This window comes from Flavobacterium crocinum (assembly GCF_003122385.1).
GTDB lineage: Bacteria > Bacteroidota > Bacteroidia > Flavobacteriales > Flavobacteriaceae > Flavobacterium > Flavobacterium crocinum.
This window is the reverse complement of sequence record NZ_CP029255.1, coordinates 5,419,869-5,438,834: the sequence shown is the minus strand read 5'-3', so window position 1 is coordinate 5,438,834 and position 18,966 is coordinate 5,419,869. Positions and strand designations below refer to the sequence as shown.

26 protein-coding genes are annotated in these 18,966 nt (G+C 32.4%); all 26 read right to left on the bottom strand.

Going from position 1 to position 18,966, the window contains the following annotated elements; translation table 11 throughout:
* Positions 1-60: 60 nt before the first annotated feature.
* A complete protein-coding gene (locus HYN56_RS23020; RefSeq protein ID WP_109194343.1) occupies positions 61-744 on the bottom strand; it encodes a 2'-5' RNA ligase family protein in 684 nt (227 codons plus the stop codon).
* A gap of 7 nt (positions 745-751) precedes the next feature.
* Positions 752-1,120 (bottom strand): iron chaperone, encoded by a 369-nt coding sequence (locus HYN56_RS23015; RefSeq protein ID WP_109194342.1) that lies wholly within the window; start codon positions 1,118-1,120, stop codon positions 752-754.
* 661 nt (positions 1,121-1,781) lie between these two features.
* Positions 1,782-2,249 carry an SRPBCC family protein gene (locus tag HYN56_RS23010; protein WP_109194341.1) on the bottom strand — a complete coding sequence of 156 codons (468 nt, stop codon included), beginning with the start codon at positions 2,247-2,249 and terminating at the stop codon, positions 1,782-1,784.
* A gap of 128 nt (positions 2,250-2,377) precedes the next feature.
* Complete coding sequence (locus HYN56_RS23005; RefSeq protein ID WP_109194340.1) at positions 2,378-3,052, bottom strand: porin family protein; 675 nt, start codon at positions 3,050-3,052, stop codon at positions 2,378-2,380.
* A 69-nt stretch (positions 3,053-3,121) separates the two neighbouring features.
* Positions 3,122-3,703, bottom strand: a complete 582-nt coding sequence (locus HYN56_RS23000; RefSeq protein WP_109194339.1) for an LOG family protein — start codon at positions 3,701-3,703, stop codon at positions 3,122-3,124.
* Positions 3,704-3,834: 131 nt separating this feature from the next.
* Positions 3,835-4,359: a GNAT family N-acetyltransferase gene (locus HYN56_RS22995; RefSeq protein ID WP_109194338.1), complete on the bottom strand. Its 525-nt coding sequence runs from the start codon at positions 4,357-4,359 to the stop codon at positions 3,835-3,837.
* A 53-nt stretch (positions 4,360-4,412) separates the two neighbouring features.
* The gene (locus tag HYN56_RS22990; protein ID WP_109194337.1) at positions 4,413-5,537 is read right to left on the bottom strand and encodes a lactonase family protein; all 1,125 of its coding nucleotides are present in this window, start codon (positions 5,535-5,537) and stop codon (positions 4,413-4,415) included.
* Positions 5,538-5,611: 74 nt separating this feature from the next.
* Positions 5,612-6,715 (bottom strand): MBL fold metallo-hydrolase, encoded by a 1,104-nt coding sequence (locus HYN56_RS22985; RefSeq protein WP_109194336.1) that lies wholly within the window; start codon positions 6,713-6,715, stop codon positions 5,612-5,614.
* Positions 6,716-7,138, bottom strand: a complete 423-nt coding sequence (locus tag HYN56_RS22980) for a DUF1801 domain-containing protein (protein WP_109194335.1) — start codon at positions 7,136-7,138, stop codon at positions 6,716-6,718.
* Between the two features lie 7 nt (positions 7,139-7,145).
* A complete protein-coding gene (locus HYN56_RS22975) occupies positions 7,146-8,186 on the bottom strand; it encodes a serine hydrolase domain-containing protein (protein ID WP_109194334.1) in 1,041 nt (346 codons plus the stop codon).
* Positions 8,187-8,406: 220 nt separating this feature from the next.
* Positions 8,407-8,775 (bottom strand): nuclear transport factor 2 family protein, encoded by a 369-nt coding sequence (locus HYN56_RS22970; protein WP_109194333.1) that lies wholly within the window; start codon positions 8,773-8,775, stop codon positions 8,407-8,409.
* A gap of 80 nt (positions 8,776-8,855) precedes the next feature.
* A complete protein-coding gene (locus HYN56_RS22965; RefSeq protein WP_109194332.1) occupies positions 8,856-9,068 on the bottom strand; it encodes an ArsR family transcriptional regulator in 213 nt (70 codons plus the stop codon).
* 2 nt (positions 9,069-9,070) lie between these two features.
* Positions 9,071-9,484, bottom strand: coding sequence for a hypothetical protein (locus tag HYN56_RS22960; RefSeq protein WP_109194331.1), 414 nt, complete (start codon positions 9,482-9,484; stop codon positions 9,071-9,073).
* A gap of 65 nt (positions 9,485-9,549) precedes the next feature.
* Positions 9,550-10,464 carry a helix-turn-helix domain-containing protein gene (locus tag HYN56_RS22955; RefSeq protein ID WP_109194330.1) on the bottom strand — a complete coding sequence of 305 codons (915 nt, stop codon included), beginning with the start codon at positions 10,462-10,464 and terminating at the stop codon, positions 9,550-9,552.
* Between the two features lie 19 nt (positions 10,465-10,483).
* Positions 10,484-11,374 (bottom strand): NmrA family NAD(P)-binding protein, encoded by an 891-nt coding sequence (locus tag HYN56_RS22950; RefSeq protein WP_109194329.1) that lies wholly within the window; start codon positions 11,372-11,374, stop codon positions 10,484-10,486.
* 140 nt (positions 11,375-11,514) lie between these two features.
* A complete protein-coding gene (locus HYN56_RS22945; protein ID WP_109194328.1) occupies positions 11,515-12,000 on the bottom strand; it encodes an SRPBCC family protein in 486 nt (161 codons plus the stop codon).
* A 657-nt stretch (positions 12,001-12,657) separates the two neighbouring features.
* A complete protein-coding gene (locus HYN56_RS22935; RefSeq protein WP_109194326.1) occupies positions 12,658-13,098 on the bottom strand; it encodes a hypothetical protein in 441 nt (146 codons plus the stop codon).
* Between the two features lie 18 nt (positions 13,099-13,116).
* The gene (locus tag HYN56_RS22930) at positions 13,117-13,713 is read right to left on the bottom strand and encodes an NAD(P)H-dependent oxidoreductase (protein WP_109194325.1); all 597 of its coding nucleotides are present in this window, start codon (positions 13,711-13,713) and stop codon (positions 13,117-13,119) included.
* Positions 13,714-13,785: 72 nt separating this feature from the next.
* Entirely contained in the window at positions 13,786-13,992 is a 207-nt protein-coding gene (locus HYN56_RS22925) for a helix-turn-helix domain-containing protein (protein ID WP_008468622.1), read from the bottom strand.
* Positions 13,993-14,003: 11 nt separating this feature from the next.
* Positions 14,004-14,546 carry a DUF2975 domain-containing protein gene (locus HYN56_RS22920; RefSeq protein ID WP_109194324.1) on the bottom strand — a complete coding sequence of 181 codons (543 nt, stop codon included), beginning with the start codon at positions 14,544-14,546 and terminating at the stop codon, positions 14,004-14,006.
* Positions 14,547-14,692: 146 nt separating this feature from the next.
* The gene (locus tag HYN56_RS22915) at positions 14,693-15,373 is read right to left on the bottom strand and encodes a DUF4919 domain-containing protein (RefSeq protein WP_109194323.1); all 681 of its coding nucleotides are present in this window, start codon (positions 15,371-15,373) and stop codon (positions 14,693-14,695) included.
* A gap of 209 nt (positions 15,374-15,582) precedes the next feature.
* Positions 15,583-16,317, bottom strand: a complete 735-nt coding sequence (locus HYN56_RS22910; RefSeq protein ID WP_240622620.1) for a DUF2625 domain-containing protein — start codon at positions 16,315-16,317, stop codon at positions 15,583-15,585.
* A gap of 30 nt (positions 16,318-16,347) precedes the next feature.
* Positions 16,348-16,749 carry a DUF1801 domain-containing protein gene (locus HYN56_RS22905; protein ID WP_109194322.1) on the bottom strand — a complete coding sequence of 134 codons (402 nt, stop codon included), beginning with the start codon at positions 16,747-16,749 and terminating at the stop codon, positions 16,348-16,350.
* Between the two features lie 282 nt (positions 16,750-17,031).
* Positions 17,032-17,679 (bottom strand): suppressor of fused domain protein, encoded by a 648-nt coding sequence (locus HYN56_RS22895; protein WP_109194321.1) that lies wholly within the window; start codon positions 17,677-17,679, stop codon positions 17,032-17,034.
* A 106-nt stretch (positions 17,680-17,785) separates the two neighbouring features.
* Complete coding sequence (locus tag HYN56_RS22890) at positions 17,786-18,196, bottom strand: hypothetical protein (protein WP_109194320.1); 411 nt, start codon at positions 18,194-18,196, stop codon at positions 17,786-17,788.
* Between the two features lie 204 nt (positions 18,197-18,400).
* Entirely contained in the window at positions 18,401-18,892 is a 492-nt protein-coding gene (locus HYN56_RS22885) for a TPM domain-containing protein (protein WP_109194319.1), read from the bottom strand.
* Positions 18,893-18,966: the final 74 nt, after the last annotated feature.

Sequence of the window (18,966 nt, the reverse complement as noted above, 5' to 3'; positions counted from 1 at the left end):
TTTTTTATTTCAAAAAATAATAATTCGTGGGAATTCGTGTAATTAGTGGCAAAAAAGAACTTATCTCAATCCAAAATCACCCAAAACACGAGTAGTACTTTTTCGCTGATACCAATCGTTATAAACCAATTCGATACTTTTTACATCAAATTCTCCGAAATCATAATCACGGAATTTTTCAACAGTTTCTATTAGTTTTTCAGGATTTTGAAGTTTATCCTGAAAACGCATTATAGTAGAATGTGCTGTGGAAATTTCATATCGGCTGTCAATACTTTGCTGTAAACCGGAATTTTTGAAGTTTTCACGAAGTCTGTTTCTTAAATTATTCAGTGTTTCATCGCTTGGAAATCCCTGAATCATTATGGCTGATGGAGAAGCCGTCACACCTTTGTAATGAATTTTGATTTTATTGACATCAACAAGGCTTCTGCAAATAATTTCTATGTATTCATTTGGCGAAATCTGGTTTAAATTAAATTCTGCAGAACAGGAAATGATAGACATTACCGTGATATGAATGTCTGAATCCGGATAAAAATATTGTTCCGGTTCCGCTTTTTTCAGTTCATTAATAAAATGCTGAATATTGGCTTTTATTTCATCGTTTGGACGAATTAATAACGTTATTCCGAAACGTGAATCAGATTCGTTTTTAATTTCTGAATCAATTGCATACGTACCTGCCGAAATAGCTTCAGAAGATGTTTTATAAAGTTGATCGTAGTGTTCGGTTAAATTCATTATTCTATTATTTCTTTTTTACTTTTTCAAGATTTTCTTTCACTCTGAATTTTACAATTTTCGTAATTAAATCGTAAGGCATTTTATCTTTTAAAGGAAATTGAACCGAACCTTTTCCGGATTTATATTTTGAAAGTTCTTCTCTAAAAGCTTCATGACCACTCGGAAGCGCATAAAGTCCGATATGATTTTTAAAAGCAGCAAAATAAACGACAATTCCGTTTTGCTCAAAAGCCGGCATCGAATAACTGATTTTTTCTTTAGCATCCGGAGCCGCTTTTTGAATCGTCATTCGTACTTTTTCCAAAATTTCCTGAACATCATTGGGAAATCCGCCAATGTATTCGTCTATATTTTCGGGTTTCTTTGTTTCCATTTTTTTTGGTTTCAGGTTTTAAGTTTCAGGTTGCCTTTCTTTGCAATTAAATTTTTACCGCAAAGTACGCTAAGTTTTTTTAATGCAAAGACTAAGCAAAATCTATATTTTAAGTTCGCAAAGCTTTGTGTAGATAATGCTTTGCGAACTTTTTCATTTTAATGACTCTCAAAAAAACTTTGCGCACTTTGCGTAATCCTTTGCGTTCTTTGCGGTAAAAAACACACACAGATTTTGCAGTTAAATTTTTACCGCAAAGTGCGCTGAGGTTTTTTAATGTAAAGACTAAGCAAAATCTATATTTTAAGTTAGCAAAGCTTTGTCTGTAAAAAGAAAATCAAGACAAAGCTTTGTGAACTTTTTCATTTTAATGATTCTCAAAAAAAACTTCGCGTACTTTGCGTAAATCTTTGCGCTCTTTGCGGTTAAATCAATATGTGTTTTCATTTACCGCAAAGTACACTAAGTTATTTTTAATTGCTAGACTAAGCATGATCTATTTATTAAGTTCACAAAGCTTTGTCTGTAAATAGAAAATCAAGACAGAGCTTTGTGAACTTTTTCACTTTAATGATTCTCAAAAAAAACTTCACGTACTTTGCGTAAATCTTTGCGCTCTTTGCGGTAAAAAAAACACACAGATTTTGCGGTTAAGTTTATTCTAAGCTAATCCTTTCGGGAATCTATCTAAAACCAAATTCAATCGTAAATTATGTTCTAAAAAAGCTTTGGCACCAGCCAAAACCAATGTAAAACCTTCAGTAGAATTGCGAACCTGATCTATAATTTTATCTGAATCTCCCTGAAAACCGGAGTTAGTAATGCTCACGAAAGTTTCATTTTCGTTTAACGGATTAAAAATCCATTCAACCAAAGTAAGTTCATCAGGATTTCCCCATTCAATAACAATCTTTTTATTTTCCTGTAAAACCAATGTTTTAACCGAAAGCAAAAAACCATACATTTCCCAGGTCCATTCCGTTTTTTTGTTTTCTTCTAATTTGCCAGAGCCTTTAGTGAACCAAAATTTACTTGTAATCTGCGGATCAATAAACGCCTGAAAAACTTCGGAAACAGGTTTTCGAATCAGCATTTCGGCTTTTGCAAATTTGTTATTTTCTGTTTTCATTATTGAGAAGTTAGAGGTTAAAAGTTAAAAGTCAGAAGTAAAATGTAAAATGACATTTTACTTCTATAACTTCTATTTTTTCTTGTGACCTCTAATTTATGAAATTGTAGCAGTAAAAATGTCAAAAATTAATTAAATGTAAAACCAACTAATAAATTAACAGAATTGGTTTTAAGGGAATTATTATTAAAAGCTTGTGCTTTTGAAATATTGGATAAACCAAGATTATCTCTTAATTCAATATAAATCTGATGATTTTCTGTTAATTTAAATTCTTTTCCAATTCCTGCAGAAAATCCAAAATCCATTGATTTTTTATTGTCGGTATCTTCTTCATCGCGAGGCGTTTCATCAGGAATATTAGTTTTTGTTTTTATACCCGATTTTAATAAATAACCCAGGTAAGGTCCTGCATTTACATAAAAACTTTTGTCGCTGGAAAAGTTATATTTCAACAGAATTGGAAGTACAACATAATTGGCATACGCAGTAGATTTTACTTCGTAAATACCTGGAGGTAATTGAACTGACGGATCCATAATTTCTACAGAAGCTTTTGAAATTTGAGCTTTTCTTTCGTAATTCAAATCCGCTTTTATAGACAAATCTTCCTTAATCTGATGCTGAAAAGAGAGTCCGAATACATAGGCAAAACCGGCAGAATCGTCTGTAAAAGACCTATAACCCCTAAAGCTGGAATAATTTAAACCGCCATGTATTCCAAATTTAACTTTTGATTCCTGAGCGGTTGTTTTAAAAGTAATTAAAGAAAGAGTAAATAATAAAAAAGTAATTTTTTTCATGTTTTTTTGGTCGATTAATTAGGCCACGAATGTATAGAATTAGAAATTACTGTTAAAGTTTTTTTAGTATTAAGACTTCTTTTTATCAATCCATTTTCCAACTGTTGGTGCAGTGTAATTTTTCATTTGATGCAACAAATCATCGATATTATCACTAATTAAAAGCATTTCTCTGTTCACTTCTTTAAGTAAACCTTTAGAGGTCATGGTTTTTAGTAATTCTATAAGTGAGTCATAAAAACCATCTACATTTAAGATTGCAATTGGTTTTTTATGAAGTCCTAATTGTGCCCAGGTCAGCATTTCAAAAAGTTCTTCGAGAGTTCCAAAACCGCCTGGTAAAGCAATTACGCCGTCGCATAAATCATTCATTTTAGTTTTACGTTCGTGCATGCTTTCAACCAAAATAAGTTCAGTTAAATTTTGGTGCGCGATTTCTTTTGATCTCAAAAAGTTAGGCAGCACACCAATCACTTTTCCGCCTGCATTCAATGCGCCATCTGCAACAGCACCCATCAAACCAACATTGGCACCTCCGTAAACTAATTCTATATTTTGTTCTGCTAAAGTTTTTCCCAGAGCGATTGCTTGTTCTTCATATATTTTTTCTGTTCCAAAACTAGAGGCACAGAAGACTGTTATTCTTTTCATTTTTTATTATTAAATGTTATGAGTTAAGGGTTATGTGTTAAGAATTATGAGTTAAAGGTTATATGTTAAGGGTTATGTATTATACGTTAATTGTTCAAAATTGTAACTCATAATTCATAACCCTTAACATATTACTTTTTCAATTCATATTCATAATAAGGCATGTCAATGCCGTTTGCTGTAATTATCATGTCTCTGGATTTTTCTGCTCCGAGTTTTAAAACGGCTTTTTGAGATCGGAAGTTTTCAGTTCCAACGTGAAAAAATACCGAATTAACATGTTGAAAAGCATAATCGATTAAAAGTTCTTTATTGGATTTATTATAAGGTCCGCCCCAATATTTTCTTGTAATGAAAGTATAACCAATTGCCACACTTGATTTTTCTGGATTGTATTCATAAAAACGGGTTGTACCCATTACTTCGTTTGTCTGTTTATCAAGAATTAAAAATGAACCTTTTGAATCCATTGCAGCTTTAAAGAAAGTGGTAAAACCTTCTCTGTGGTACCTGTCTTTTGAAGGATGCTGTTCCCAGATTAAAGGATCTGATGCCGCTTCGAATAAGGCTTCAAAGTGTTCTTCTTTTAATGGAATTAGTTTTACAATTTCATCTTCAAGAATATCAGGCTGTAAGTTGAAATTTGATGCTGTCATTTTTTGATTTTTTTATCAGTTATTTGTCATTTCTAAGAGTAGAAAAGCGAGGGTTAAATTCTTTTAATCTGAACACAGGAAACGTTTTCCATTTTTACTTCTTTACCTACTTTTTTAAGCAATCCTGTTTTGGGATCTCTTTTAAAAACTACCACATTCCCGGTATTAACATTCGAAGCAACTAAAAATTTTCCGCTTTCGTCCATAGCAAAAACTCGTGGATGTTTTCCTAAAGTCGATTGGTAGCCAATGTTTTTCAATAGTCCGTTTTTAGCGATTGAAAAAATGGCGATATTGTTTTCTTTCCCTCGATTTGTAGCATACAGAAATTTTCCGTCCGGTGAAATATGAATATCAGAACTTTCAAAACCGTCTTTTATTTTATCAGGATGTGTGGCTATGCGCTGGATTTTATTTAAAATGCCATTTTCATAACTGTAAACACTTATTTGTCCAGCCATTTCTTCGATACAATATCCATATTTTTGATTGGGATGAAAAGTAAAATGTCTTGGTCCGGCTTCTAAATCGGTTTTTGTAAATGGATTTTTTGTTTCCACCAAAGGTCTTTTTTGATTTTCGTCAAAAGCATAACAACGAATTTTATCGGCTCCTAAATCGGGTAAAAATAAGTAGTCAAATTGAGGTGAAAATACTGCCGAATGCACATGTGATCTGGTTTGTCTTTCTTTATTAACACTCCCGTCCATATATTGAAAATTTTGCGCAATCGAATCGATTTTGCCATTTTCCAAAACAGAAAAAACAGAAACACTTCCTTCTGTATAATTGGCGTTTACGATCCATTTTCCGGTTTTATGAACCGAAACATAAACAGGGTTTTCACCGCCGCTTCTCTGACTGTTTAAAAAAGTCAAAGTTTTATTCGAGGGACTAAATTCAAAACTACTAACACTTCCTGCATTCGGTGTTTTGGTATCGGTACAGGCGTAAACGTATTTTCCGTTAGGAGAAACAGTCAAATAAGAAGGATTAACAATATTGGTAACCGAAGTAAACTTTGTCAATTTTCCACTAATAGTATCCAACTGATACACCTGAATCGCTTCTGCCGATTTATCACGGTTATAAGATCCTAAAAAGACATAAGTGTTTTGAGAAAACAGATTACAACTCAGGAGAAAGGTTATGGTAATTATGAAGTTTTTTAGGTTCATTTTTGGTTTTGTAAGTTAGAAGTTTCAGGTTTCAAGTTTGACCGAATCGCTCCGGGTGACATTACAATTAACAATTAACGAATATTGCGCCACCATTGTTTAAATTCCTGTTTTTCATTTTTCAGTTCCACTTTTTCGCCAATCATAGGAGTTATCAACGGAATCGGATTTTCGCTTAAACTATTCAGTTCCGTTACTTTAGTTAAAGGTTCGTCCCAGGAATGTAGCGAAAGAGCAAATTTAGAGGAATGTACCGGAAATACTCTTTTTGCTTTGAGGTCTTTCATCGCTGTTACAACATCTTCCGGCATATTGTGAATGTATTTCCATTTTTCGTTGTATTGGCCATTATCCAGTAAAGCAATATCAAACGGGCCGTATTTTTCGCCGATTTCTGCAAAATGTTTATCATAACCGCTGTCTCCGCCCAAATACATTTTGAAATCTTTAGTCTCTAAAATAAAAGAAGTCCAAAGTGTATTACATCTTTTAAAACTTCTTCCCGAGAAATGTCTGGAAGGCGCTGTATAAAGTGTTAGTTTTTCATCTAATTCGATTTTGGAAAACCAGTCTTTTTCGATAATATTTTCAGCTGGAAATCCCCAGAATTCAAAATGAGAACCAACGCCAAGAGCGGTAATTATTTTTTTTGTTTTAGACTTTAATTTCAGAATGGTATCGTAATCCAAATGATCGTAATGATCGTGGGTAATCAATAAATAATCAATTTCAGGAAGATCCTCAACAGTATAAATATCACTTCCTTTAAATGATTTTGTTGTGCCTGGAATAGGAGAGGCGTTGCCACTGAAAACAGGATCAATCAAAAAACGTTTCCCTTCAAGCTGAATAAAATATGACGAATGCCCAAACCAAACCAAAACATCCTGATCAATTGGCAATTCATGTAAATTGGTTTTTACAGACGGAATTAAATCGGTAGGGACTTTTCGTTCTACTTTTTTAAAGAAAAATTCAAACAAAACTCCAGTCATACTTGCTCCTTCGGCGAGATCGGGCGTAAAGCTCTGATTTTCGAATTTTCCGTTTTTATATTGTGGTGAATTCTGAATTAAAGTTAGCCTTTCTCCTGAAGGTGCTTTTCCAAATTTTGGATGTTTTAAAAATCGATAAAGAGCAAATGCTATTAGTGCTAATAGAATTAAAAATGTGATCATTTATTTAGGGGGATATAATTTTTGAGTATATTCTTTCGATAGTAAAATTATCTTTTTTAAAATTTCGATATCGATGTCAGTTAATTTTTTAATGTAAATGCAAGCTTTAGAGGAAGTATGTTTTCCAAGTTTTGGTAAAAGTTCTTCTCTTTCTTTTTCAGGAAGATAAAAATAAACCGTCAAGGCTGTTTTTCTTGGCGAAAATCCGGCTAAAGGTGCATCGCCCTCATGACCGCTGTCATATTTGTAATGATAACTGCCAAAACCTATAATGCTTGGTCCCCAAATTTTGGGCTCAAAACCAGTTATTTCCTGTATAATTTTAAGAAGTTCAAAAGCATCGTTTCTTTTTACTTCATTCTCGACAGCATTAATAAAATCGGTAACGCTGTTTGTAGTTTCAGTGGTTTTATTGACAGCCATTTTGAGTTTATTTTTGGTTTAACAAATCACTTTTAAAAAGAATGTTTTTGATTTTAAATTCTGATGCATAAAACAAATTAGAATCTTCAGGCATCTGATTTTCTAAAACTATCATGCTGACGTCGCTTTCGGGGAAATACAAATTTACAGCAGAAAATCCGTTACCAAGACCAGTATGTCCAAAATATTTTATGGCTTCTTGTTCAATAATTCTTAAACCATAACCATAGCCTTCTTTTTCTTTTCCAAAGAAATTATGTTGATTTTTAATCGTATACGATGTCATCAATTTGTATGATTCGGGTTTTAGAATTTTTCCTTTGTGAAGATTATTATTCCAGATTAAAAGATCATTAACAGTAGAAATAAGACCGCTCGAAGGTACTTTGTAGGGTGATATTAAATTATTCTCCGCTTTTTCTAAAGTACCACCATTATTCATATATCCAGTAACTAAATTCCTGTCCTTATCTTGTGAGTAACAAAAGGTATTGTTCATTTTAAGCTTTTTAAACAAATCATTAGTAAGATCTGAATAGCTTTTTTTTGATACAGATTCAAGAATCTGACCGAGTATTGGATAACCTTCATTTCCATATTTAAAATCACTTCCAGATTTAAAAAGCAAAGGTTTTTGTAAATCAGTGATTCCATGCGAATGATTTAATAACTGATGGATTGTTATAGTATCTGCCCATGTTTGTTTTAAATTGGGAAGGTATTTTTTTATTGGAGTATGCAGATCAATTTTACCTTTTTCAACTTCTTTCAAAATCAAAGCAGCCGTAATTTGTCTGGTAAGTGACATAATTTCAAATTGACTGTCTAATGTCAAAGGTTTTTTAGTTTCAAAATTGGAATATCCTTTAGCTTTTGAATATATTGTTTTTCCGTTTTGAGAAACAATGACAACACCATTAAAAACCGGATTTGTATTTTGAATTAAGCTGTCAATGCTTTTTTTGTAATCGTCTTTTTTTTGTGCCAATGAATGACAGCTGCTAAAGGTGAAAAGTAATAATAGAGCGGTTTTAGTAATAAAGTTCATTTAGTGTTCAGTGTTCAGGTTTTTTAGTGTTCGGTGTTCAGTTTTTTAGTGTTCAGTATTTAGTGTTCAGTATTTAAGTTTTTAGTCTCAATCTTTAGTTTCATTATTCAGTGCAAATTTGACTGACCACTAAAAAAAAAAGCTGAACACTGACCACTAGTTTTCAGTGCTAATTTGACTGACCACTAAAAAACTGAACACTGACCACTAAAATTATAAACTAAAACATTCCATTTTCGTTAATAGTTTCTTTTGGAATTGGCTGACCTAAATCCCAAAGTTCGATGATTTTATCTTCTTTGAATTTTAGGATGTGAACTACGGCAAAACCAATATCTGTGGGACTTTGTTTTAGGTGCGAATGAACGGCAACCAGATTTTCGTCTTCGAGTATATGATGAATTTTAAAAATCTTATTAGGATTTGTTCTTGCAGATTCTTCCATGGCTAGCATTAATGTTTGTGCATCGCCTTTGAAATGAGCGTTATGATGTTTGAAATTCTTTCCGACATATAATCGAAAACCTTCGTGAGAATGCCCCTTAGCGGCAAGGTTCAGGAAGTTTTTAGCGATTTCTTTCTTAGTCATAATTCAATAATTTTAAAGCAAACTAAGGTATGAAATTAACCGCTATAAATATTGCAGAAAATGACTTGATTTTTATAAAATTAAATGGCTTCGGATTTGATTTTGGAAAGATCAATTCCCAATTTTGTAAATTCTTTTTCTCCTAATTCTGTAATGTAAAAATGTTTATCTGAAGGAGATTTTTTGGCAATCCATTTTTTATCGGCAAAGTTTTCCAAAAGCAATTCGCCTAGTTTGCCTCCCAAATGTTCGTAGCATTTTTTGGCAGGTTTTGCAGAAGATTCAATACTCATGACTATTTCTTTTTTAAAGCAATTTTAGAAGCCAGATAAGCTGTCGGAATATAAGCAAAAACTAAATCTATAATGCTAAACCAAACCGGAGACGGCAAAGTGTAAACCATTACAATTCCTCCAAACAAAAAGAAAGCTCCAATAAAAAAAGCCAGTTTGGTTTTGTTCGAAGCTGCAATCAATGCAGTTGTCAAGGCTCCCGCAAAAGTCCCGATGGCATGTGCTAAAAACGGAAAAAGAAAATGTTTCGGTTCAAACAAATGCATGGTTGCTTTTAGTCCTTCTGGAGTTGTAACATCTACACCGTTTGGCGCCGGAATTATAGAACCACTAATTGAAAGAATACTCATATTGACAATACTACCAATAACAAGGCCGGCAAGAACTGCCAGAGTGTTTCTAAAAAGTGGGTTCATAATTTTTCGTGTTTTAGTACAACGAATTTAGGAAGATTTTTGAAAACTTTCAGAGAAGTTTCTTTTTAATTAAATGATTGTCTGAATTCTAATGGAGAAAAATTGGTCTTTGTTTTAAATAATTTGCTGAAGGATTGCTGATGCTCAAAACCTAATTCGAAAGCAATTTCGCTAATGGACAAATTTGTAGTTGAAAGTTTCTCTTTTGCCTTTTCAATTAATTTGTTATGAATGTGTTGTTGGGTGCTTTGTCCTGTAAGATGTTTTAATAATCCGCTTAAATAGTTTGGAGAAACGTTTAAATTTTCGGCTATATACTGTACCGTTGGAAGTCCTTTTCGGGTAAGGAAATCAGTATTGAAAAAATCTTCCAGCAGTTTTTCCAGACGAGCCAGAATTTCGTGATTACTTATTTTTCGGGTTATAAACTGTCTGTTGTAAAAACGTTCAGAATAGGTGAGAAGCAGATCAATTTGCGCAATAATCACGTCCTGACTAAATTTATCGATATTGGACTGATATTCGTGCTGGATATTTTTCATGATATCAATAATCATTTTTTCTTCTTTATCAGACAAGTGTAAAGCTTCATGAACAGCATATCCAAAGTATTCATATTGTTTGATTTTTTGCGCGAGAGGCGTATTCCATAAAAAATCAGGATGAATCAGTAACGAATATCCGGTATGCTGCAATTCGGCATTCCCTTCTATAGAAAACACCTGCCCCGGAGCAATAAATAATAAAACGCCTTCTTTAAAGTCATATTCCTGCTGACCGTAACGCATTTTTGCATTTGCATTTCTTTTGAGTGCAATGGAATAAAAATCAAGTATCAGACTTTTGGGTTCTTCTTCGTTAAGGTATTTTAGATCTTCAAAATTGTAAACGCTTACCAAAGGATGCTCAGGTTTTGGCAAATCCCGAAACTCGTGAAATTCGCAGATGCTTTTTACTCTGTGTGGTTGTTGATTTGCCATAACCTAAGATACTTAATTTTTAATTATAAATTGCCGCAAATTCCTTTGCGTAATCTGCGAGTTTTGTTTTTCCCATTTCCGAAGGTCTGTTTTTATAGTAATCCTCGCCTAAAGTACCATTATAAAGTCCGGCGTACATTTCTGTAAGACCTTGTGCAATTTTGGGTTGCATTCCAATGTTAACCAAACCATCGAAAGTTTCTTTGTCACTAATTAAAACCCATTTTAAATCGGGTTTTCCAATTGCTTCTCCAAGAATTTTGACAGTTTCATTTCCTGTTAATTCTTCACTGGCAACGTAACGAATTTTTCTTCCGTCAAGCGGAGTGGTTAATTCTTCTGTAATTGCGGTTGCAATGTCATTTGGAGAAACCCACGGAATTAATTGGTCGGCTCCATAATTGGCAGCAATAAATCCCTGGTTTTTGATCATCGGAATATAGGCCAGTAAATTGTAATAGAAAGAAGTTGGACGCATAAATGTTATTGAAACATCTGAAAGTGTGTTAAAAACAGATTCAATTTCATTGTAACGCTGAATAATTCCTGAATTTTGCTCTAAATGTGCGCCAATGCTGCTTAAAAAAACAACTCGTTTTACACCGGATTTTTGGATTGCTTCGGCATAATTATTTCCAATTTTACGGGTAAAGGCATCCAAATCCAAATTAGGGTCAAAATAATTGGCACGTGGAATCATGCAATACACGGCATCTGCACCGGTAAAAGTTTGTGCTAAAAAATCTAAATCGTCTACAGAACCAATTGCTGCAGACGCTCCTAATTTTTCAATTTCTTCTTGTCTCGAATTACTGCTTGTAACAACAGTAACAGAATGTCCTTTTTGTACTAACTCCTTAGTTAAAGGTTTGCTGATGTTCCCTAAAGAACCTGTAATTATAATTTTCATTTGTTTTGAATTTTAGATATGACAAAGTTGTACAACATCTAAACAAATGATGTATCCAAATCTATTGTTGTTGTAGCTTTTTTTTTAAGCTTCTAAGATACTGAGTTTCTAAGAATCTAAGATTTACTGCCTAAAATCCATTAATTAGCTGACAACTTCTTCTCGTTTTCTGTTTGTGGTTTTCCTGTCGCGTTTGGTTCCCCTTTTCCGGTTTCAATAAGTTTTTTCAAACTGTTCTGGATATAGTTGGTCCAGGCGTCACGACAGATGTCGAAACATTCGTATTCCGGAACTAATCCGAAATGGGTGAAAGTAAGTTCTGTTTTTCCTTCTTTTTGTTGGATTTCAAAAGTCGGTTTTGTTCCGGTCCATTCGGTTTTGTCTTCTGTAAATTTGAAGTAATTGTGCTCAATAAACCATACGATTTTTTGATTTGGAATTACTTCAGTCAGTTTTATTTTGCAGCGATGCACATCTTCATAATGATAATCGAATTCATCATTTAAATTGGCTGTTTTTCCTTCAATTTCTTCCGACCACCAACCGCGAACGTTTTGTACGGCTTTAAAAACTTCTTCGGGAGATTGGTTAACTATTATTTTTGTGGTAAAATCGTGAGTGCTCATTTTTGATTGATTTAGAAATTAGTAAAGTAAAATTACAATCTAAAAATCAAATGTTTAAGGTGGTTAAAAGACAATTTTGAGGTGTGTTTCGGACAATATTTATCTTGAATAGCAAACCCGACAGGTTTTAAAACCTGTCGGGCTTTTATCGAAATCTGTATATAATCCCTTATTTGTTTTTTCTAAAAATACCAATTAGTAAATTGATAATATAAATTGGTGTTGCTACAAAAAATATTAGCAAAAATTCAATAATTAAAACTGTATTAACAGACACATAATCATCATATAAAGGGAAATTACTGTTTACCTGATATTGTGGGTTACAAAAGAAAATAATCCAATAAAAAATAAAACTTCCAATTAATATGATGGAATGGGTTATGGTTAGAAATTTTACAAGTTGTTTTTTAAATATTTTTTGAATTAACCAATAGCCTAGTCCTATTAAAAAGTAACAAACAGAAAGAAATATCGTGGCATCCATATTTCGTATTACAAAATAAGTATCATGAATATTTATATCCAAAGTGGCGTTTGGATCATTATTTTGTACAATTCCAATTATCACAATAAGTAAAGAAACAATCCAGAATAGATGGTAAACTTTTATTTTTTGCAGATTCATATTCTCAATACTGTTTTTCTAAGTTTTACTTAAAGACTGTCGCCAACTAAAAGAACGCCCACGATTATTGCTAAAAAAGTAAGCAAACTAACAATTCCAATTAAAGTCATTCTCCAGCCGCTATAAGTTTCTCCGCCATTACTCATATGGTTTTGAATGTTCTTTTCCTGATAAGTTTTTAAAAAGTAAGAAGCAATAAAAGAATAAATAATTGGAAAAATTATGGAAGGAAAATTTTCGGGTAAAAGAAAAACCAGACAAATTATGAAAAAAGATGTGATGGCAGTAATTAACCAGGTTTTTTGAACTTTTTCTTTATCATTAAAAACTTTAAAATTCTCTGCAATACAGTAACCGGCTACAAGTGGTCCTGCAAAGAATGTAGCAATGCGAATAGCTTTTTCTGAATAAATTTTTTCTGTTGGAATTTCTTCAAACACTGATTTTTCTACATTTTCTTCTGATGTCATTAGTTTTAGATTTAAGGTTTAGTTTTTTATCAATTTAATTTTTTTCGGAATTTGATTAATTTCTTCAAAATGTTCTGCCATAACATTTTCGAGATCTAAAGTTCCTCCAAGAATAATCATTTCTTTGTTTGTAAAACGTTTTCCAAGTCGGTCTTCGAGCATGATTTTTTCCATGCTTTGGGCAATTTCGATTTCGTTTAAAAAAGTATTAGGATGTCCGGCTGTACAGATTACCAGTCCAAGTGAAATGGTTTTCATTTTTCTGGAAGTTTCATTTTGCCCGTAAGCATATCCAACCGAATAAACGCGATCAAACCAGCCCTTTAATTTGGCTGGACAATCGCTCCACCAAACGGGATAAAGGAAAATAACACAATCGGCTTTTTCTAATTTTTCCTGCTCTTGTAAAACATCGGCCGGAATTGGAAGTTGTGTTTTAGCAAAACCTTCCCGTTCGTATTCTTCTTCAGACATATCGCTGACGAAATTGGAAGCGTATAAATCGGAAATTTCAACATTCCATTTTTCTATAGCCAAAACCGATTTCAATCTTTCTAAAACCTGAAAAGTATAAGATTTTCTGCTTGGATGCACATAAACAATTAAAATGTTCATTTTTTAGGTGATTTGAAAATTCAGTTAATTTGTACGAAAATACAAATTAATTCTAAAGAAAATAATTAATATTTAGTCTTCCGAAAATTCTAAAATATCCCCTGGCTGACAGTCTAAAACTTTACAAATAGCTTCCAAAGTACTGAAACGAATCGCTTTTGCTTTTCCTGTTTTTAAGATAGAAAGATTGGATAAAGTCAAATCTACTTTTTCTGAAAGTTCGTTCAGTGACATTTTTCTTTTAGCCATCATGACGTCTAAATTTACTATAATAGGCATAATTTTTTCGTTTAAACGGTTAATTCAATTTCAGATTGTATTTCGATTCCTCTTTTAAAAATCTGTCCAATAACAAACAGTATGATTGCCATAAATATCCAAACACTTCCGCCTTCCAGATTTAAGCTTTCTAATGATGGAACTTTTACTCCGTTTGTAATAAGAAAACCATTGAATTTTGCAGCCCAAAGAGAGAATAAACCAATACCGAAAGCCAGATAAGAAAGATAAGATATAAAACGCCCGGTTTCTGCTGTAAAGGGCTGTTCTATATTTAATTTTTTTTCGTGCAGTAATTTCACAATTAAATAAACCATAATTGCTTTTAAGACGGCAACAATACTGATAAAACAAATTTCCTGAATGTAAAAAGAAGTACTGTAATTATAAACATCCAGTAAGTTTAAAAAACGTGCGTTATAGGAATTTATAGTCATGGTATAAATTCCGTTAAAGAGATACATTCCGGCTTCTACACATAACCCGATAAAAATGATCCAGGAGAAAATATTCAAAATTTTTAGGATCTGTGATGTTCCAATTTTAATTTCCATTGTAGTTATATTAAAAGTTAATGATGTTAAATTAATAAAAATTTATTGATAAACAATAAAAATATAATTTTAATCAAAAAAAACTCCAACAAGATTATTGTTGAAGTTTCGAAAATATTTTTAATAATAGTTATTTTGAGTTTTATTTAGCGAAGCATTTTCCTTTCGTTTTCTAGCATTTTTTCAATATTGAAATAAATGCCCTCGACATTGTAAGCGCCTTTTTCAAAACTGAGATAGTCACAATTTTTGACTAAAGACTGTCCTTTTGATTCCAATTCGAAAAGATTTAGAAGTACATATTCATGTTCGACCAGCAAAACATGAAATCCCGTTTCACATTTTTTCCCGTCACCTGATGAGAGAATGACATTCATAATGCTATGAAATTTGAAAGAAGCAATTTTTGCAGCCGCTTCGTCTCCTTTTAGATGATAGATGTAAGAAAGATAATTGAGCTGTCTTAAATCAAAAGGAAAGTCACTTAAGGAATGATTGGATAACTTGATAATTTCATCGTAATCCGAGGTTTCCAATTTTTCTTTATTGTAAAGCGCGTTTAGTTTTTCTTCATTCGGAGATTTCCAAAAAGCATCATATTTAGGCTGGAAAACATAACCCAGATACAAATGACGGTATTCTTCATGCGTTAAAAGTGTATCATTTTTGGTGAGTCTTTCCATTAATTTGGGATAGAAAAACTTCGAATTTTTATCGTTTATTTCTTTTTCGATGGCTTTATAATCAGGAGTTGTAAAACCAGTTTCCTGAGAATTCATTTGAATCCCGAAACAAAAAATAAGGAGGAAGATAATTTGTTTTAGCATGATTTAGAAGGTTTTAGGTTGTAGTTCTGATCTTACTAAAATACTAATTATTTTAACACAAAATATCCTTTTGAAAACGGTATGCGTTAGGGATGGAAGCGGTATCTCCCGATTTAGAAAAACAAGGCTTTCTAGCCGTAGTTTTTGTTAATCGGGAATTTAGCGGACAGCCCTAACGCCACGGCGGAGAATGCCCAAATTATAAAATTTTAATGTCCCAGTTGTTTTCTTAAATCGAGATTAAGACTGTATTGTTCTTCTACAGGAATTGGCTTTCTGCTCACTTTATTAATGTCGTTACCTTCTTCAGTCCATAAAAACGGATAAAAATTAAAAACCTGATCTCCCTGTAATTCTGAAACTTCTTTTTTCCAGTCATTCCATCTGCTTCCGGCATAAAATTTATCCAGATCATTTGAAAAACAAAATCCTAAAAACTCAGAATAACTAATATCAAGTGGTTCATATTCTAAGTTATCAGGCGAAAAATAATATACTTTGCCCAAATCTTTTCCGAGAGCTCCTCCGTTTAACAAATAAAAACCACCAAGGGCATCATCTGCAATTAGAAGAAAGGCAGGCGTTTCTCCAGCTTCTTTAAAAGATTTTCCTTTATTCCAGGCAGGAAGGCTGCGGTTTAATTTAGGACTTCCAGAACCTAAGATTCTAATCCATCCGTTATCGATTAAGATACCCCCCGTTTTGTAAATTACAGCTCCCATAGGAGAATTTGTAGTGACTTGTGTCTGGTATAAAGCATCTTTTGCTTTTTGGGGATCGGAGGGAAGAATTTCTACTTTGTTCTTGGCAGTATCAATCCATTCTTTTACTAGTTTCCATCCGGAATCATTTTGATCTATTAATTCGTTTACAGGGCGCATTTTTGTTTGTGAAAAAGTTATTGTAGTTAAAAGAAAAAAGGCGGTTAAGGAAAAAAATTTCATTTTGGTTTTTTGGGTTAATTTGGTTTATGGTTAATAGGGTTTGGTCATTAAACGAATCAGAACTCCTTTTCGTTTTACAATATTTTTATAATCCCACTGAATTTCCCGGCCTTTTTTAAGCCATCGTTTCAGATCTTCTTCGTTGATTTGATTGGGATCGGTGTATCGCATTTCAGCAGCTTTAAAGGAACCTTCGTTTTGGAGTTGTTCTTCCTCAAAAGATTGCCCGCTCCAGAAAAGTAATCTTACGGAACCTTTTAATTTGCTGTAACCTACAATAGGATTTCCATCTAAAAACCAAACCGGATGCGCATGCCAGATTTTATTTTCGGCCTCAGGTAAAATTTGATTTATAATTCCATAAAGTTTGTCGCAGATTATTTTATCTGATTCTGTTTGAGACTTATTATAATTTTGAATTTCCTGATTCATGATTTTTGCGGTATAATTACACAATTTCTTTTGTTAACTCAAATAAAATGTAGGTTCCGCTACCGGACTGACCTCTATTTTTTTCAATGAATCCTTTTCTTTTATAGAATTCAACTGCTTTTTATTGTTTTCGAGGCATTAATTTGAAATTCTATTTTTATGCTGGAATATTTTGGAGTTTTTAATCTTATAATACTAGCTGTTTTTAAATAAAACGAACTTGTTTTTTTATCGGATTTCTATTTAAAGCCTTTATTGTTATAATTAATCATCTGTTTTAGTTTAATCTTTTCGATTTAAATCGGTAATTAGTAACGGATTTTTTTCTCTCAGTTTGTTTACTAATTCTTCTACACTTTCGGGATTTTCTTTAATATGTTCATATTCTGCAGAAGTGATTCCTACAATTTGTAAAAAAGAAACTTCTCCATGAGGTGTTTGTTTCTTTTCTATTTCGGGATCGGTAACAAAAACTAAAGCGGTAATATCGGTATCAGTATTAAGCCGAAGTGGTCCATTTGCAGGCATATAATGAAATTTTTCGAACCAGTTACCACTATTGAAGACATACTTGGCAATATTTTGTAATAAAGCTACAGCCCAGCTTGGGTTTCCGTTATCGGCTTCAAAAGGTTTTAATCTAAAGGTGAGTTCAAATCCCCATTTGCTGTATTCTCCGTCTGCTTTTTCTTCGTTATAATATAATTCCGAAAAGCCGTAAGTAATAAAATGAAAGTGATCTTCCTGGCTTTTACTTTCATAATAGCTTACGCCGTCAAGCGGATTATCGCCGCCAAGCATATAACTAATTGCAGGTGCAAAATGTTTGGGTTCCTGACTGGGATACAGACGATCAAATTCTTTGTCGATTTCCAGCCAGCCAACAGCGTCATCTTCTGAAAATGTTTTCTTATAGTCTTCTAAATTCATTTTTATATGTAGTTTATAGAGTAGACAAGATATTGTTTTTATTGGAAAATAGGGAATTTAGCATAAAAAAAAATCCGATAAGCTGTCGCAGACCGGATTGGCATATTTACATATTTTGAAAAATAATAATATCTGAAAATTTTTCAATCTGATCTATTATAAATAAACTGTCATTAAAATAATCCATATCAAAGTCCTTATCTCCCCAAACTTCAAATCGTTTTTGAGCAGTTTTTAATTTTTCTTTATCAAAAGGTTTTTCGTTCCAGTCTTCTTCCAGATCTTGGGCAATTTCCAAAGCTTCTTCATTTATATGTTTCTCTTCTGATAAATTAATATAGAAACGATATTCCTCGTTAAATGTTATGGTAATCTGATTATTACTAAGCACAATTTCGGGCTGATCTCCATTGTCTGATTCCTGATAAAAAGTATTCAAATGTTCTTTTAATGCTGTAAGCGTCGCATTTGAAGAAGGTAAAATATAAGCGGAATAGGAATAAAAAGTGTTTGCCATTGTTTTCTTTTTAATTGAGTTATAAGTAAAAAAATATTTTCTTCTGGTTTGATTACTAATTGTCCTGATAAATCTTTTAACAATCTTGTAAAATCATTATCGTTATTTTCTTATTTATTGAATATACAAGATATTGCTTTTATAGCAGAAAAGGGATTTTTTATAAAAAAAATCCGATCTACAGAAGTAGACCGGATTGCTATTTTATTCTATTTTTTTAATAAGTTGTTTTGTACCTTGCTCTAAGCCTTTGTAATAATCTCCTTTTTTTAATTCAGGTACTACATAGGTAGTTATAATGTCTTTCATTTCCTGATCGCTCATTTTGGCTCTTATCTTTTCGACACCCTGAACTTGGATTTGTCTTAATTGTTTGCTAATTACGATTAAAATAGAAGTATCGATTTTTAGTTTTGCAAGCATATATTTATCTAAAGCCAGAGAATAATCGGTCAGGTCTGTGTAAGGAGCTATTGAAGACGTGGTGACAATTAGAATTTTACTTTTAGTCTTGTTTTCACTTGATTTTAAAAAATCGTTTAAAGTTTTTACCTGACCCGAATTAAGAATTTTTTCGAAGTCATTTACATAATCATAAGATTTCGCAAATACGGCAGACATATTTGTTTCTGTCTGTGCAAAAAAATGATTTGGTAAAAAAAGAACAATCGTAAGTAGAAACAATATTTTTTTCATGGCAGATATTTGTTTTTAGGGCGCTGCAAAATTAGTGCTTTATTATTTAAAAAATGCCGTGAAAATGTTATCAA

What these genes read in the sequence shown, in the direction of transcription:
- HYN56_RS22950 (WP_109194329.1), bottom strand. Translation starts at nt 11,374, where the DNA reads ATGAAAATTATAATTACAGGTTCTTTAGGGAACATCAGCAAACCTTTA.
- HYN56_RS22910 (WP_240622620.1), bottom strand. Translation starts at nt 16,317, where the DNA reads ATGAAATTTTTTTCCTTAACCGCCTTTTTTCTTTTAACTACAATAACT.
- HYN56_RS22960 (WP_109194331.1), bottom strand. Translation starts at nt 9,484, where the DNA reads ATGAACCCACTTTTTAGAAACACTCTGGCAGTTCTTGCCGGCCTTGTT.
- HYN56_RS22995 (WP_109194338.1), bottom strand. Translation starts at nt 4,359, where the DNA reads ATGACAGCATCAAATTTCAACTTACAGCCTGATATTCTTGAAGATGAA.
- HYN56_RS22965 (WP_109194332.1), bottom strand. Translation starts at nt 9,068, where the DNA reads ATGAGTATTGAATCTTCTGCAAAACCTGCCAAAAAATGCTACGAACAT.
- HYN56_RS22885 (WP_109194319.1), bottom strand. Translation starts at nt 18,892, where the DNA reads ATGAAAAAAATATTGTTTCTACTTACGATTGTTCTTTTTTTACCAAAT.
- HYN56_RS22915 (WP_109194323.1), bottom strand. Translation starts at nt 15,373, where the DNA reads ATGCTAAAACAAATTATCTTCCTCCTTATTTTTTGTTTCGGGATTCAA.
- HYN56_RS22945 (WP_109194328.1), bottom strand. Translation starts at nt 12,000, where the DNA reads ATGAGCACTCACGATTTTACCACAAAAATAATAGTTAACCAATCTCCC.
- HYN56_RS22930 (WP_109194325.1), bottom strand. Translation starts at nt 13,713, where the DNA reads ATGAACATTTTAATTGTTTATGTGCATCCAAGCAGAAAATCTTATACT.
- HYN56_RS22985 (WP_109194336.1), bottom strand. Translation starts at nt 6,715, where the DNA reads ATGATCACATTTTTAATTCTATTAGCACTAATAGCATTTGCTCTTTAT.
- HYN56_RS22925 (WP_008468622.1), bottom strand. Translation starts at nt 13,992, where the DNA reads ATGCCTATTATAGTAAATTTAGACGTCATGATGGCTAAAAGAAAAATG.
- HYN56_RS22895 (WP_109194321.1), bottom strand. Translation starts at nt 17,679, where the DNA reads ATGAATTTAGAAGACTATAAGAAAACATTTTCAGAAGATGACGCTGTT.
- HYN56_RS22920 (WP_109194324.1), bottom strand. Translation starts at nt 14,546, where the DNA reads ATGGAAATTAAAATTGGAACATCACAGATCCTAAAAATTTTGAATATT.
- HYN56_RS22980 (WP_109194335.1), bottom strand. Translation starts at nt 7,138, where the DNA reads ATGGCTGTCAATAAAACCACTGAAACTACAAACAGCGTTACCGATTTT.
- HYN56_RS23000 (WP_109194339.1), bottom strand. Translation starts at nt 3,703, where the DNA reads ATGAAAAGAATAACAGTCTTCTGTGCCTCTAGTTTTGGAACAGAAAAA.
- HYN56_RS22975 (WP_109194334.1), bottom strand. Translation starts at nt 8,186, where the DNA reads ATGAACTTTATTACTAAAACCGCTCTATTATTACTTTTCACCTTTAGC.
- HYN56_RS23015 (WP_109194342.1), bottom strand. Translation starts at nt 1,120, where the DNA reads ATGGAAACAAAGAAACCCGAAAATATAGACGAATACATTGGCGGATTT.
- HYN56_RS22905 (WP_109194322.1), bottom strand. Translation starts at nt 16,749, where the DNA reads ATGAATCAGGAAATTCAAAATTATAATAAGTCTCAAACAGAATCAGAT.
- HYN56_RS22955 (WP_109194330.1), bottom strand. Translation starts at nt 10,464, where the DNA reads ATGGCAAATCAACAACCACACAGAGTAAAAAGCATCTGCGAATTTCAC.
- HYN56_RS23005 (WP_109194340.1), bottom strand. Translation starts at nt 3,052, where the DNA reads ATGAAAAAAATTACTTTTTTATTATTTACTCTTTCTTTAATTACTTTT.
- HYN56_RS22935 (WP_109194326.1), bottom strand. Translation starts at nt 13,098, where the DNA reads ATGACATCAGAAGAAAATGTAGAAAAATCAGTGTTTGAAGAAATTCCA.
- HYN56_RS22890 (WP_109194320.1), bottom strand. Translation starts at nt 18,196, where the DNA reads ATGGCAAACACTTTTTATTCCTATTCCGCTTATATTTTACCTTCTTCA.
- HYN56_RS22990 (WP_109194337.1), bottom strand. Translation starts at nt 5,537, where the DNA reads ATGAACCTAAAAAACTTCATAATTACCATAACCTTTCTCCTGAGTTGT.
- HYN56_RS22970 (WP_109194333.1), bottom strand. Translation starts at nt 8,775, where the DNA reads ATGACTAAGAAAGAAATCGCTAAAAACTTCCTGAACCTTGCCGCTAAG.
- HYN56_RS23010 (WP_109194341.1), bottom strand. Translation starts at nt 2,249, where the DNA reads ATGAAAACAGAAAATAACAAATTTGCAAAAGCCGAAATGCTGATTCGA.
- HYN56_RS23020 (WP_109194343.1), bottom strand. Translation starts at nt 744, where the DNA reads ATGAATTTAACCGAACACTACGATCAACTTTATAAAACATCTTCTGAA.